The sequence below is a fragment of the Streptomyces sp. NPDC043896 genome (genome assembly GCF_056435605.1).
The window spans coordinates 134,202-147,541 of record NZ_JBWKEE010000021.1 but is presented as its reverse complement, the minus strand read 5'-3'; the positions used below and the strand labels follow the sequence as shown (position 1 = coordinate 147,541).

General features: G+C 72.2%; 14 protein-coding genes. 11 read left to right on the top strand and 3 right to left on the bottom strand.

All coding sequences use genetic code 11. From position 1 onward, the window contains the following. Positions 1 to 2 precede the first annotated feature (2 nt). Positions 3 to 236 (bottom strand): Lrp/AsnC ligand binding domain-containing protein, encoded by a 234-nt coding sequence (locus AC069X_RS27665; protein ID WP_007266792.1) that lies wholly within the window; start codon positions 234 to 236, stop codon positions 3 to 5. Between the two features lie 245 nt (positions 237 to 481). Between AC069X_RS27665 and AC069X_RS27660 the strand changes: the two genes are divergently transcribed. Both AC069X_RS27660 and thiD read left to right on the top strand, forming a co-directional pair. Continuing rightward, a complete protein-coding gene (locus tag AC069X_RS27660) occupies positions 482 to 1,462 on the top strand; it encodes a thiamine-phosphate kinase (RefSeq protein ID WP_478732531.1) in 981 nt (326 codons plus the stop codon). Then, positions 1,459 to 2,271 (top strand): bifunctional hydroxymethylpyrimidine kinase/phosphomethylpyrimidine kinase, encoded by an 813-nt coding sequence (thiD, locus tag AC069X_RS27655; protein ID WP_478732529.1) that lies wholly within the window; start codon positions 1,459 to 1,461, stop codon positions 2,269 to 2,271. The genes AC069X_RS27660 and thiD overlap by 4 nt, the downstream gene beginning before the upstream one ends. A gap of 117 nt (positions 2,272 to 2,388) precedes the next feature. On the opposite strand, the gene rpmB is transcribed toward thiD, so the two are convergent. Beyond that, complete coding sequence (gene rpmB / locus AC069X_RS27650) at positions 2,389 to 2,574, bottom strand: 50S ribosomal protein L28 (RefSeq protein WP_007266795.1); 186 nt, start codon at positions 2,572 to 2,574, stop codon at positions 2,389 to 2,391. A 241-nt stretch (positions 2,575 to 2,815) separates the two neighbouring features. Between rpmB and AC069X_RS27645 the strand changes: the two genes are divergently transcribed. From AC069X_RS27645 to mutM, 9 genes are all read left to right on the top strand, one after another. Beyond that, a complete protein-coding gene (locus AC069X_RS27645; protein WP_478732527.1) occupies positions 2,816 to 4,495 on the top strand; it encodes a DAK2 domain-containing protein in 1,680 nt (559 codons plus the stop codon). A gap of 26 nt (positions 4,496 to 4,521) precedes the next feature. Next, the gene (locus AC069X_RS27640) at positions 4,522 to 7,746 is read left to right on the top strand and encodes a helicase-related protein (protein WP_478732525.1); all 3,225 of its coding nucleotides are present in this window, start codon (positions 4,522 to 4,524) and stop codon (positions 7,744 to 7,746) included. A gap of 72 nt (positions 7,747 to 7,818) precedes the next feature. Next, the gene (rsmD, locus tag AC069X_RS27635) at positions 7,819 to 8,397 is read left to right on the top strand and encodes a 16S rRNA (guanine(966)-N(2))-methyltransferase RsmD (RefSeq protein ID WP_478732523.1); all 579 of its coding nucleotides are present in this window, start codon (positions 7,819 to 7,821) and stop codon (positions 8,395 to 8,397) included. Positions 8,398 to 8,411: 14 nt separating this feature from the next. After that, positions 8,412 to 8,891, top strand: a complete 480-nt coding sequence (coaD, locus tag AC069X_RS27630; RefSeq protein WP_478732580.1) for a pantetheine-phosphate adenylyltransferase — start codon at positions 8,412 to 8,414, stop codon at positions 8,889 to 8,891. A 104-nt stretch (positions 8,892 to 8,995) separates the two neighbouring features. Next, positions 8,996 to 10,087, top strand: coding sequence for a DivIVA domain-containing protein (locus AC069X_RS27625; RefSeq protein ID WP_478732521.1), 1,092 nt, complete (start codon positions 8,996 to 8,998; stop codon positions 10,085 to 10,087). A gap of 144 nt (positions 10,088 to 10,231) precedes the next feature. After that, a complete protein-coding gene (locus AC069X_RS27620) occupies positions 10,232 to 10,879 on the top strand; it encodes a YceD family protein (RefSeq protein WP_478732578.1) in 648 nt (215 codons plus the stop codon). A 2-nt stretch (positions 10,880 to 10,881) separates the two neighbouring features. Continuing rightward, positions 10,882 to 11,055 carry a 50S ribosomal protein L32 gene (gene rpmF, locus AC069X_RS27615; protein ID WP_003965982.1) on the top strand — a complete coding sequence of 58 codons (174 nt, stop codon included), beginning with the start codon at positions 10,882 to 10,884 and terminating at the stop codon, positions 11,053 to 11,055. Positions 11,056 to 11,074: 19 nt separating this feature from the next. Next, entirely contained in the window at positions 11,075 to 11,893 is an 819-nt protein-coding gene (gene rnc, locus AC069X_RS27610) for a ribonuclease III (RefSeq protein ID WP_478732518.1), read from the top strand. Positions 11,894 to 11,978: 85 nt separating this feature from the next. Continuing rightward, positions 11,979 to 12,848 (top strand): bifunctional DNA-formamidopyrimidine glycosylase/DNA-(apurinic or apyrimidinic site) lyase, encoded by an 870-nt coding sequence (gene mutM, locus AC069X_RS27605; RefSeq protein ID WP_478732516.1) that lies wholly within the window; start codon positions 11,979 to 11,981, stop codon positions 12,846 to 12,848. On the opposite strand, the gene AC069X_RS27600 is transcribed toward mutM, so the two are convergent. Further along, a complete protein-coding gene (locus AC069X_RS27600; RefSeq protein WP_478732514.1) occupies positions 12,821 to 13,225 on the bottom strand; it encodes a winged helix-turn-helix transcriptional regulator in 405 nt (134 codons plus the stop codon). The two genes, mutM and AC069X_RS27600, sit on opposite strands and share 28 nt — an antisense overlap. Positions 13,226 to 13,340 lie beyond the last annotated feature (115 nt).

Below are 13,340 nucleotides of genomic sequence, written 5' to 3'. Positions count from 1 at the left end.
GGCTACAGATGGACCACCGGGCAGGTCAGGGTGCGGGTGATCCCCTCCACCTGCTGGACCTTGGCGACCACCATGCGGCCGAGATCGTCGACGGTGTCGGCCTGGGCGCGCACGATCACGTCGTACGGCCCCGTCACGTCCTCGGCCTGGATCACCCCCGCGATCTTGGAGATGGACTCGGCGACGACCGACGCCTTGCCCACCTCGGTCTGGATGAGGATGTACGCCTGTACCACGGAACCTCCAGGGCGGCCACGAGGATCATTTCCCCTAACCTTCGGATGGGCCCGGGGACATCGGGCGGGCCCGGGGAAGAAGGGACGCCACGGTACCGCGTCGCCGCGTGCCACGGGGAGACCCGGGGGCCCGGCGCCACGCACAGCGGGGCGTACGCAGAGCAGAAGTTGACGTATCTGTTGACGGTACCCAGAGCTGTGACGGCTCGCGACCGCAAGCGGACTTGCCAAGAAGGGGCACAGCGATGAAGGGCACTGTGGGCGAGCTGGGGGAGTTCGGGCTCATTCGGGAGCTCACCTCACGGCTCACCACCACCCCGGCGGTCCGGCTCGGACCCGGCGACGACGCCGCGGTGGTGTCGGCCCCCGACCGGCGGGTCGTGGCCAGCACGGACATCCTGCTCGAGGGCAGGCACTTCCGCCGCGACTGGTCCACCGCCTACGACGTCGGCCGCAAGGCCGCCGCGCAGAACCTGGCCGACATCGCCGCCATGGGCGCCGTGCCCACCGCGCTGCTGCTCGGTCTCGTCGTCCCGGCCGAGCTGCCGGTCACCTGGCCCACCGAACTGATGGACGGCATCCGCGACGAATGCCAGGTCGCGGGCGCCGCCGTGGTCGGCGGGGACGTCGTCCGCGGCGACACCATCACCGTCTCCATCACCGCCCTCGGGGACCTGCGCAACCACGAGCCCGTGCTGCGCTCCGGCGCCCAGCCCGGGGACGTCGTGGCCGTCACCGGCTGGCTCGGCTGGTCCGCGGCCGGCTTCGCGGTGCTCTCGCGCGGCTTCCGCTCCCCGCGGGCCTTCGTCGAGGCGCACCGGCGCCCCGAACCGCCCTACCACGCCGGTCCCGCCGCCGCCGGACTCGGCGCCACCGCCATGACCGACGTCAGCGACGGCCTGATCGCCGACCTCGGGCACATCGCCGAGGCCAGCCACGTCCGGATCGACCTGCGCTCGGCCGCCGTGGACATCCCGACCCAGATGCACGACATCGGCCAGGCCGTCGGAGTGGACCCGCTCCAGTGGGTGCTCACGGGGGGAGAGGACCACGCCATCGTGGCCACCTTCCCGCCCGACGTGAAGCTCCCGGCCCGCTGGAAGGTCATCGGGTCCGTCCAGCACCGCTCCGCGCTGCCCCAGGTGACCGTGGACGGCGCCCCGTGGACCAGCACCGGCGGCTGGGACCACTTCGGCGCCGACCCGGCCGACGGGGAGACCCCGTGAGCGTCGCCGGGGCCGCCCCGCCGCTGTGCCTGACCGTCGCCGGATCCGACTCCGGCGGCGGCGCGGGCATCCAGGCCGACCTCAAGACGATGCTGGCCCTCGGCGTGCACGGCATGAGCGTGATCACCGCCGTGACCGCCCAGAACTCCGTCGGCGTGCAGGGGGCCTGGGAGCTCCCCGCCGAGGCCGTCAGGGCCCAGTACCGGGCCGTGGTGGACGACATCGGCGTGCGGGCCGTCAAGACCGGGATGCTGTCCTCCGCCGTACTGGTGGAGACCGTCGCCGAACTGCTCGCCGGCACCCCGGCCCCGGCCGTGGTGGACCCCGTGGGGGTCTCCAAGCACGGGGACGCGCTGCTCGCCGCCTCGGCGCTGGACGCCGTACGCCAGGAGCTGCTGCCCCGGGCCACGGTGGCGACACCGAACCTGGACGAGGTGGCCCAGCTCACGGGGCTGGCCGTGGAGACCGAGGACGACATGCGGCGGGCCGCGGACGCGATCCTCGCCCACGGCCCCCGCTGGGCGCTGATCAAGGGCGGCCACCTCGCCGCGCACGGCGACGAGGCCGTGGACCTGCTGAGCGACGGTTCCCAGGAGCTGTGGCTGCGGGCGCCCCGGCACGACAACCGGCACACCCACGGCACCGGCTGCACGCTCGCCAGCGCGATCGCGGCGGGCCTGGCCAAGGGCCTGACCGTCCCGGCGGCCGTCAAGGCGGCCAAGGAGTACGTCACCGGCGCCATCGCCGCCGGATTCGCCCTCGGCTCGGGCATCGGCCCGGTCGACCACGCCTGGCGGTGGCGGCGCTGAGCGCACTTCAACGTTGAGGGGTGGTCCCCGCCCCGGACAAGGCAAAAGGCCGGTTCACCAGAGGTGAACCGGCCTTCTTGGCAACCGGAAAGGGCTGCGCTACGACGACGGGAGGCGTCAGCGCGAGACCTTGCCGGCCTTGATGCACGAGGTGCAGGCGTTGAGGCGCTTCGGCGTCCCATTGACCACGGCACGGACGCGCTGGATGTTCGGGTTCCAGCGACGCGAGGTGCGGCGGTGCGAGTGGGAGATGTTGTTGCCGAAGCTCGGCCCCTTGGCGCAAACGTCGCAGTTGGCAGCCACAGGTCACTCCAAGACTTCAGATGCAATTACGGTGGAATCCGGCACACCGGAATCAGAGATCTGAAGTGGCTTGCCGGACGAATGACCCGACTCTCGACGGGCAACCTGAGCAGCATACAACGACTGCTTGGGTCCGAGAAAACTACCATGACGGGGCCCGGCCCCGCCCCGGGGCCCCCGAGCGGAGGGCTCCCTTCGTTACCCTGCGGTGAACCCTGGCCCGCACAAGGAGGAACGCCCGGTGGCGCACGAGCCTGGCCCGCACACCCTCGACGCCGAAGCGGTGCGCACCTGGAGCTCGCTGGCCCTGGCCGCACTGGGCCGGGCCCGCGAGGACATCGACGCGATCAACGTCTACCCGGTCGCGGACGCCGACACCGGAACCAACCTCTACCTCACCGCCGAGGCCGCCGACCGCGCCCTCGACGCGTCCCTCGCCGGCGTGACGGACCGCACAGCCGGACCCGCCTCCCTCGCCGACGCGGTACGCGCCTACGCGCACGGCGCCCTCATAGGCGCCCGGGGCAACTCCGGGACCATCCTCGCCCAGCTGCTGCGCGGCGTCGCCGACGTCCTCGGCGCCGCCCCGGAAGACCCCGATCACCCCGCAGCCCCCGCCGACCGCGCCCCGGGCCCGCTGCTCGCCCGGGCCCTGACCCGCGCCGCCGAGGAGGCCTACCGGGCCGTCGCGCACCCGGTCGAGGGCACCATGCTCACCGTCGCCGGCGCCGCCGCCCGGGCCGGGGCCGCCGCCGGCACCGCCGCCGCCACCGCCGCCGAGGTCGCCCGGGCCGCCTACGACGGGGCCCGCGCCGCCCTCGCCGAAACCCCGGGCCAGCTGCCCGTGCTCGGGAAGGCCGGGGTCGTCGACGCCGGGGGCTGCGGACTGGTCGCCGTACTCGGCGCCCTGTGGCAGGCCCTGTCCGGGCAGGAACCCGCCGCCGAGCCCGTACGCGGCCCCGCCGTGCCCGTACCCGTACCGCTGGACCCGGAGCCCTGCGACCGGGAACAGGGCGGCCCCGCGTACGAGGTGGTCTACCTGCTGGACGCCTCCGACGAGGCCGTCGCGCGGCTGCGCGAGCGCCTCGACGGGCTCGGCGACTCCCTGGTGGTGGTCGGCGGCGACGGCCTGTGGAACGTCCACGTGCACGTCGACGACCCCGGCGCGGCCGTCGAGGCCGGGGTCGAGGCCGGCCGGCCGTACCGGATCCGCATCACCCACTTCGGCGACCAGCGCCGCCGCGCCGCCGCCCCCCGCGCCCAGCGGGCCGTCGTCGCCGTCGTCCCGGGCGAGGGGCTGGCCGCCCTGTGCGGCGAGGCCGGAGCCACCACCGTCCTGGTCCGCCCCGGGGAACAGCCCGCCGCCGCCGACCTGCTCGACGCCGTCCGCCGGGCCCACGCCCGCGAGGTCGTCCTGCTGCCCGGCGGCCCCGAGCTGCGCGCCACCGCCGCGGCCGCCGCCGAGCAGGCCCGCGCCGAAGGGGTGCGGGTCGCCGTGATCCCCACCCGCTCCGCCGTCCAGGGCCTGGCCGCCCTCGCCGTGCACGACCCGGACGGCAGCTTCGACGAGGACGTCGTCGCCATGACCGCCGCCGCCGGTGCCACCCGCTACGGGGAACTGGCCGTCGCCGAACGGCAGTCCTTCACCTCCGCCGGGATCTGCCAGGCCGGGGACGTCCTCGGCCTCATCGACGGCGACGTCGCCGTCATCGGCGCGGGCCTGCCCGAGACCGCCGAGGCGGTGCTCAAACGCATGCTCGGCTCCGGCGGCGAACTGGTCACCCTCGTCCTGGGGCCCGAGGTGCCGGACGCCCTCGCCGCGCGCCTGGAGGAGTACGTCCAGCACTCCCACCTCGCCGTCGACACCGTCACCTACCGCGGCGGCAGGTACTCGGCGCCCCTGCTCATCGGAGTCGAATAGCCGGCTTGTCAGCCCGATGGTGTGCAATGGAACACGTGCCCGCGCTCGACGAAGACCTCAAGAAGACCCTCGGCCCAGCCACCGCCAAGGTGCTGGCCGAGCAGCTCGGCCTGCACACGGCCCTGGACCTGCTCCACCACTACCCCCGGCGGTACGCGGAGCGCGGCGAGCTGACCTCGCTGGCGGACCTCGCCGACCAGCTCGACGAGCACGTCACCGTCGTCGCCCAGGTCGCCGACGCCCGCCTGCTGACCTACCAGGGCAGCCGCGGCGGCGGGAAGCGCCTCGAAGTCACCATCACCGACGGCAGCGGCCGCCTCCAGCTGGTCTTCTTCGGCGCGGGCGTCCACAAGCCGCACAAGGAGCTGCTGCCCGGCAGCCGCGCGATGTTCGCCGGCAAGGTCTCCCGCTTCAACCACAAGCTCCAGCTCGCGCACCCCGCGTACGAACCCCTCGGCGGCGACGCCTCCGACCGGGACGCCGCCACCGCCTTCGCCAACCAGCTGATCCCGATCTACCCGGCCTGCGCCAAACTGGAGTCCTGGAAGATCGCCAAGTGCGTGGACGCGGTACTGCCCCGCGCCCAGGAGGCCGTGGACCCGCTTCCGCCCGCCCTGCGCGAGGGCCGCGGACTCGTCCCCCTCACCGAGGCACTCCTCAAGATCCACCGGCCCGCCGCCAAGGCCGACATCGAGGACGCCCGCCGGCGCCTGAAGTGGGACGAGGCCTTCGTCCTCCAGGTCGCCCTGGCCCGCCGCCGGCACGCCGACTCCCAGCTCCCGGCCGTCGCCCGCCGCGCCGCCCCCGGCGGCCTCCTCGACGCCTTCGACGCGAAACTGCCCTTCACCCTCACCGAAGGCCAGCAGACCGTCTCCCAGGAGATCTTCGACGACCTCGCCACCAGCCACCCCATGCACCGCCTCCTCCAGGGCGAGGTCGGATCGGGCAAGGCCCAGCCTCTCGACTCACTGGTGCTGACACCAGCGGGCTTCCGAGCGATGGGCGATATCGAGGCCGGGGACGAGGTGGTGGTGCCAACCGGTGAGATCGCACTCGTCGGGGGCGTTTTCCCTCAGGGAGAACGCCACGTGTGGCGGGTGGTGCTTTCGGACGGGAGCACGGTCGAGTGCGACGACGAACACCTGTGGATCGTCGGCACCAGCTGTGGGTGGCACCGGGGCGAGGAGCCCAAGGTGATGACGACGAGTGAGATCCGGGCGGACCTGCACCAGGCCAACGGGTCTTCCAAGTGGTACCTGCCGGTAGCCGTCCCCGTGGACCTCGGGAACGGTGACCACCCGCCACTTGATCCATACGTGATGGGCGTTCTCATCGGTGACGGTTCGTTCCGGCACAACCTGAGGCTGTCCACCGCGGACGCGGAGATCCTGGCCGCGGTCGAGGCTGCGGTGGCCCCGGACTGCGAGGTGGCCGCGGTTCCCGGAAGCCGCTGCGACCACACGATCCGAACGAGCGGGCCGAGGGGCGGCGCCCGGCGGAATCCCGTCATCCAGGCGGCTCGCGACCTGGGGCTGTGGGGTGCGACCTCACACGACCAGTTCGTCCCGGACGTCTACAAGAACGCGTCGGTCAAGGACCGCCTGGCAGTCCTCCAAGGGCTCATGGACACGGCCGGTACGCTTCACGCGGACGGAATGAGCATTTCGTTCCGCTCCGCCTCCCTCCGGTTGGCGCAGGATGTGGCCTGGCTGGTGCGGTCCCTTGGCGGACGCGCTCGCGTGCTGCCCGAGAAGGCGGCCTTCAACGTCTCTGTCGTCTTGTCCGAGGAGTTCGAGCCGTTCCGGCTGCCCCGCAAGGCGGCACGCATGCGGCCGAGGCCGAAGTACCACACCTTTCGGCGGGGTATTCGGGCTGTGGAGTACGCCGGCACCAAGCCGGTCCAGTGCATCAGCGTCGAGCACCGGAGCCACGCCTATGTGACCGACAACTTCACCGTCACGCACAACACGATGGTCGCCCTGCGGGCCATGCTCGCCGTCGTCGACTCCGGCGGACAGGCCGCGATGCTCGCCCCCACCGAGGTGCTCGCCCAGCAGCACCACCGCTCGATCACCGAGATGATGGGCGAGCTCGCCGAAGGAGGCATGCTCGGCGGCTCCGACCAGGGCACCAAGGTGGTCCTGCTCACCGGCTCCATGGGCACCGCCGCCCGCCGTCAGGCCCTCCTCGACCTGGTCACCGGCGAGGCCGGCATCGTCATCGGCACCCACGCCCTCATCGAGGACAAGGTCCAGTTCCACGACCTCGGCCTCGTCGTCGTGGACGAGCAGCACCGCTTCGGCGTCGAACAGCGCGACGCCCTGCGCTCCAAGGGCAAGCAGCCCCCGCACCTGCTGGTCATGACGGCCACCCCCATCCCGCGCACCGTCGCCATGACCGTCTTCGGCGACCTGGAGACCTCCGTCCTCGACCAGCTCCCCGCCGGCCGCTCCCCGATCGCCACCCACGTCGTGCCCGCCAAGGACAAGCCGCACTTCCTCGCCCGCGCCTGGGAGCGCGTCCGCGAGGAGGTGGAGAACGGCCACCAGGCGTACGTCGTCTGCCCGCGCATCGGCGACGGTGAGGACGACCCGAAGAACAAGAAGAAGGCCTCCGCCGAGGACGAGGCCGAGAAGCGGCCGCCGCTGGCCGTCCTGGAGATCGCCGAACAGCTCACCCGCGGCCCCCTCGCCGGGCTCTCCGTCGAAGTCCTGCACGGGCGGATGGACCCCGCCGACAAGGACGACGTCATGCGCCGCTTCGCCGCCGGCGAGGTCAAGGTCCTGGTCGCCACCACCGTCATCGAAGTCGGCGTGAACGTCCCCAACTCCACCGTCATGGTGATCATGGACGCGGACCGCTTCGGCGTCTCCCAGCTCCACCAGCTGCGCGGCCGCGTCGGCCGCGGCTCCGCCCCCGGCCTGTGCCTGCTGGTCAGCGAGATGCACGAGGCCAGCCCCGCCCGCGCCCGGCTCGCCGCCGTCGCCGCCACCCTCGACGGCTTCGAACTCTCCCGGATCGACCTGGAGCAGCGCCGCGAGGGCGACGTCCTCGGCCAGGCCCAGTCCGGCGTCCGCTCCTCGCTGCGCATGCTCGCCGTCATCGAGGACGAGGAGGTCATCGCCCAGGCCCGCGAGGAGGCCACGCGCGCGGTCGCCGCCGACCCCGAGCTGGAGCACCTGCCGGGGCTGCGCACCGCGCTCGACGCCCTGCTGGACACGGAGCGGGAGCAGTACCTGGAGAAGGGCTGAGGGCCACGGCCTATCGTTGGAGGCCAGACCGGAGGCCAGGCCTCCCCCGACCGCCCCAGAGAAGGACCCCAGATGACCCGCGTGATCGCCGGCACCGCCGGCGGGCGGAGGCTGGCCGTGCCGCCCGGCACCGGCACCCGCCCGACCTCCGACCGGATGCGCGAAGGGCTCTTCTCCACCTGGGAGTCCCTGCACGGAGTCGACGGCTCCCGGGTGCTCGACCTCTACGGCGGCTCCGGCGCCGTCGGGCTGGAGGCGCTCTCCCGGGGCGCCGCCCACACCCTGCTGGTCGAGGCCGACGCCAAGGCCGCCAAGGCCATCCGGGACAACATCAGGACCCTGGGGCTGCCCGGCGCCGAATTCCGGGCCGGCAAGGCCGAGCAGGTCGTGGCCGCCGCCGCGCCCGGGGACCCGTACGACATCGTCTTCCTGGACCCTCCGTACGCCGTCGAGCACGGCGATCTTGGGGAGATCCTCCTCACACTCCGTGCCAATGGCTGGCTCACCGGCGATGCGCTCGTCACCGTGGAGCGCAGCACGAGGAGCGGTCCGTTCCCGTGGCCGGAGGGGTTCGAGCCGCTGCGTTCGCGCAAGTACGGCGAAGGCACCCTCTGGTACGGCCGCGCCGCCTCCACCAGCGAAGACTCATGAACGAGGGAGCTCAGTTGCGCCGCGCCGTCTGTCCGGGGTCCTTCGATCCCATCCACAACGGGCACCTCGACGTCATCGGACGCGCCTCCAGGCTCTACGACGTCGTGCACGTCGCCGTGATGATCAACCAGTCGAAGAAGGGCCTGTTCACCGTCGAGGAACGGATCGAACTGATCCGCGAGGCGACGGCGGACTACGGCAACGTCGAGGTCGAGTCCTTCCACGGACTCCTCGTCGACTTCTGCAAGCAGCGGGACATCCCGGCCATCGTCAAGGGCCTGCGCGCGGTCAGCGACTTCGACTACGAGCTCCAGATGGCCCAGATGAACATGGGCCTCTCGGGCGTCGAGACCCTGTTCGTACCGACCATCCCCACCTACAGCTTCCTGTCGTCCTCCCTGGTCAAGGAGGTCGCCGCGTGGGGCGGCGACGTCGCCCACCTGCTGCCCGCGCACGTCCACGCGGCACTGGTCGAACGACTGCGCGCCAAGTGACCCCGAGGCGGGCGGGCCGGGCTTCTCCGGCACGGCCCGCCCGTCCGTCCGGTGGCCCTACAGTCGTCTCGTCAGTCCGAGGCAGAGAGAGCGCGAGCCCCCCCATGGACGTACAGAAGAAGCTGGACGAGATCGTCGCGGCCGTGGGCGGCGCCCGCTCCATGCCGATGTCGGCCTCCTGCGTGATCAACCGCGCGGAGCTCCTCGCGCAGCTCGAAGACGTACGCCGGGCCCTGCCGGCCTCGCTCGCCCAGGCCCGGGAACTGATCGGCGGGCGCGAGCAGATGGTCGAGGAGGCCCGCCGGGAGGCGGAGCGCATCATCGAGTCCGCCCACGCCCAGCGCGGCTCGCTGATCTCCGACACCGAGGTCGCCCGCGGCTCGCAGGGCGAGGCGGACCGGATCCTGGCGGAGGCCCGCCGGGAGGCCGCCGAGATCCGGGCCGAGGCGGACGACTACGTCGACAGCAAGCTCGCCAACTTCGAGGTCGTGCTCAGCAAGACCATCGACTCGGTGGGCCGGGGCCGCGACAAGCTCCTCGGCCGCGTCCCCGGCCCGGCCGGGAGCGGCCACGACGACGGCGGGGCGCCCGAGCCCAGCTCCGACCCGCAGGTCCGGCGCGAGCAGGCGGACGCGTACGTCGACCGGAAACTGGCCACCTTCGAGGCGGTGCTCTCCAAGACCCTGGAGGCCGTCGGGCGGGGCCGCCGGAAACTGCTGGGCCGGGTGCCCACCGACGACCTCGGGGCACACATGGCCGCCCAGGACGCCGCCGGCAACCAGGGGGCCCGCCCGTCCAGCGACGCGGAGTTCCTGGCCGGCCTGGCGGACCCGGCGCCCGGGGCCGGCCCGCTGCCGGTGCCCGCACCGCCGGAACCCGCGTACGACACGTACGGCGGCGGCTACGCGGCCTACCCGCAGCCGCAGCCGCAGGTCCAGGTCCAGCCCCAGCAGGACGGCTACGCGTACCCGGACCCGTACGCCGGCTACCACCAGCAGCCGCACTCCTACCCCGGCGCCGGCACCGGCTCCACCGGAGCGGCGTACGCCGCGCCCTACGCCGCGCCACAGCCCGACCCCTACGCGGCCTACCGGCAGCCGCACGCGGTCCCGCAGCCGGCGCTCGACGAGACCGGCTTCTTCGACACGAGCATGATCAACCTGGACCAGCTGCGCCAGTACGAGCAGGGGCGCTAGCTCCGGATTGGGCTCAGAGCGAAGCGGCGGGTATCCTGGCTCTTCGGTCGCGCGTATGCGTCGCGATCCATGCTGCCCTTGAGGGGCTCCTTCTTCATCGGCAGCGTCTTTGATCTTCAGCGATCTGTGAAAGCAGGAACGGCCCTGAACACCCGCCTCGACCACCGCAACCCCCTCGTGTTCGACACGCACGAGCTGGGCCGGCGTCCTGGTGCCATGCAGCGGCTGTCCCGCGAGGTCGAGGCGCCGGCGGACTTCGGTCTCGTCGACGTCATCGGAGTGCCGGAAGGCGCCCCGCTGAAGCTCAACCTCCGCCTTGAGTCGGTCATGGAAGGGGTGCTTGTCACAGGCACCGTCCGTGCATCGGCGACGGGGGAGTGCGTAAGGTGTCTGGAGACCGTCGAGCGTGAGCTCAAGGCGGACTTCCAGGAGATGTTCTCGTACCCTGACGCCGACGACCGGGGCCGCGCCAAGGCGGAGCCGGCCGACGACGCCGAGGACGACGAGGACACGCTCTTCCTCGAGGACGGCTTGTTCGACCTCGAACCCGTGCTGCGGGACGCGGTGGTGCTCGCACTGCCGATGCAGCCGGTGTGCCGGGAGGACTGTCTCGGACTGTGCCCCGACTGCGGGCTCAGCCTGAACGACGACCCGGAGCACCACCACGACGCCGTCGACATCCGTTGGGCGGCATTGCAGGGACTCGTCACCGATCAGGGCGATGAGAAGGACAACATGAGCGGCACTGCGTCTGACGGAGTTCAGAGCGCCGCCGAGAAGCAGGAGAAGTAGCCGTGGCTGTTCCGAAGCGGAAGATGTCGCGCAGCAACACGCGCCACCGCCGGTCGCAGTGGAAGGCTGCGGTCCCCACCCTGGTTTCGTGTGAGCGTTGCCAGGAGCCGAAGCTCCAGCACATCGCGTGCCCGAGCTGCGGCACCTACAACAAGCGCCAGGTCCTCGAGGTCTGAGCGGCTGGTGAGAGGCGCAATGTCTGAGCTGTCCAACGCTGAGAAGCAGGCAGACAGTAACAACGCGGCCTCGTCCCACACGCTTCTGGAAGGGCGGCTCGGGTACCAACTCGAGTCCGCCCTTCTGGTGCGTGCGCTGACCCACCGTTCCTACGCGTACGAGAACGGCGGCCTGCCCACCAACGAGCGCCTGGAGTTCCTCGGGGACTCCGTGCTGGGCCTGGTGGTCACGGACACGCTGTACACCACCCACCCCGACCTGCCGGAAGGCCAGCTGGCCAAACTGCGGGCCGCGGTGGTCAACTCTCGTGCGCTGGCGGAGGTCGGGCGCGGCCTCGATCTCGGCTCCTTCATCCGGCTCGGCCGGGGCGAGGAAGGCACGGGCGGCCGGGACAAGGCCTCCATCCTCGCCGACACCCTCGAAGCGGTGATCGGCGCGGTCTATCTCGACAAGGGCCTCGACGCGGCCTCGGAGCTGGTCCACCGGCTCTTCGACCCGCTCATCGAGAAGTCCTCCAACCTCGGTGCCGGCCTGGACTGGAAGACCAGTCTCCAGGAGCTCACGGCGGCCGAGGGCCTCGGCGTACCGGAATACCTGGTCACCGAGACGGGACCGGACCACGAGAAGACCTTCACCGCTGCCGCCCGCGTCGGTGGTGTCTCGTACGGCACCGGTACCGGCCGCAGCAAGAAGGAAGCGGAGCAGCAGGCCGCGGAGTCCGCCTGGCGCGGCATCCGCGCCGCCGCGGACGAGCGGAAGGCCGCGGAAGCGGCCGCCGCCGCACCGGCTCAGGGAGACGGGACGCCGACGCCCGCCGACCCGGCGCCGGGCGCCTGACCGCTTTCTTCTACAGTGACCCCGTCGCACCCCGGTGCGGCGGGGTTTCCTGTTCGCCGCCGCCCGCCCCTCCAGGAGGAACACCATGCCCGAGCTGCCCGAGGTCGAAGTGGTGCGGCGCGGCCTGGAGCGCTGGGTGGCGGGGCGGACCGTCGGGGCGGTGGAGGTGCTCCACCCCCGCGCCGTACGCAGGCACCTGGCCGGCGGTCCCGACTTCGCGGCACGCCTGGCCGGCCAGACCATCGGGGTGCCCCGGCGGCGCGGCAAGTACCTGTGGCTGCCCCTGGAGGGGCGGGACCTGTCCGTCCTCGGCCACCTCGGGATGAGCGGGCAGCTGCTGGTGCAGCCGGCCGACGCCCCCGACGAGAAGCACCTGCGCATCCGGCTGCGGTTCGCCGACGACACGGGCACCGAGCTGCGCTTCGTCGACCAGCGCACCTTCGGCGGGCTCTCCCTGCACGAAACCGTGCCCGGGAGCGACGAGGGACTGCCGGACGTGATCGCCCACATCGCCCGGGACCCGCTGGACCCGCTCTTCGACGAGGGCGCCTACCACCTGGCGCTGCGCGCCAAGCGCACCACCGTCAAGCGGGCGCTGCTCGACCAGTCGCTGATCAGCGGGGTCGGCAACATCTACGCCGACGAGGCCCTGTGGCGCGCGAAGCTGCACTACGAGCGCCCCACCGCCACCCTCACCCGCCCCCGGAGCGCGGAACTCCTCACCCACGTCCGGGAGGTCATGAACGCCGCGCTCGCCGTCGGCGGGACCAGCTTCGACAGCCTCTACGTCAACGTGAACGGCGAGTCGGGCTACTTCGACCGTTCGCTCGACGCCTACGGGCGCGAGGGCGAGCCCTGCCGCCGCTGCGGTACGCCGATGCGGCGGCGGGCCTGGATGAACCGGTCCAGCTACTTCTGCCCGCGCTGTCAGCGGCCGCCGCGCGCCGCGTCGTAGGACTCCCGGGACACCAGCACCTCGTCCATGCTGCCCTCCAGGAAGTGGATCAGGGCGAGCAGCCGGTCGGCGACCTCGCGGCCCAGGGGGGTCAGCTCGTAGTCGACGCGGGGCGGGTTCGTCGGCTGCGCCTCGCGCAGCACGATCCCGTCGCGTTCCAGGGCGTGCAGGGTCTGGGAGAGCATCTTCTCGCTCACGCCGTCGACACGGCGCCGCAGCTCGTTGAAGCGGCAGGGTCCCTCGCGCAGCGCACCGACGGTGAGGCTGCCCCAGCGCCCGGTGACGTGCTCCAGGGTTTCCCGCGAGGGGCATGCGCGCGCGAAGACGTCGAACGGCAGGTCGGCCGGGACGGCTCCGGTACAGACGGTCTTCTCCATGGCACCAGCGTACTCCCGGGCAGCGCCAACCAGCTGCTTGCGCTTTCAAAAAGTTAGTGCTTTCCTTTCTTCAGCGCAGCTCTGCGCCGGTCGCACACTGCGCCGCCCCACGCTC

Coding starts and splice junctions, on each gene's coding strand:
- AC069X_RS27660 (WP_478732531.1), top strand. CDS start 482: ATGAAGGGCACTGTGGGCGAGCTGGGGGAGTTCGGGCTCATTCGGGAG.
- AC069X_RS27640 (WP_478732525.1), top strand. CDS start 4,522: ATGGAACACGTGCCCGCGCTCGACGAAGACCTCAAGAAGACCCTCGGC.
- rsmD (WP_478732523.1), top strand. CDS start 7,819: ATGACCCGCGTGATCGCCGGCACCGCCGGCGGGCGGAGGCTGGCCGTG.
- AC069X_RS27625 (WP_478732521.1), top strand. CDS start 8,996: ATGGACGTACAGAAGAAGCTGGACGAGATCGTCGCGGCCGTGGGCGGC.
- rnc (WP_478732518.1), top strand. CDS start 11,075: ATGTCTGAGCTGTCCAACGCTGAGAAGCAGGCAGACAGTAACAACGCG.
- mutM (WP_478732516.1), top strand. CDS start 11,979: ATGCCCGAGCTGCCCGAGGTCGAAGTGGTGCGGCGCGGCCTGGAGCGC.
- AC069X_RS27600 (WP_478732514.1), bottom strand. CDS start 13,225: ATGGAGAAGACCGTCTGTACCGGAGCCGTCCCGGCCGACCTGCCGTTC.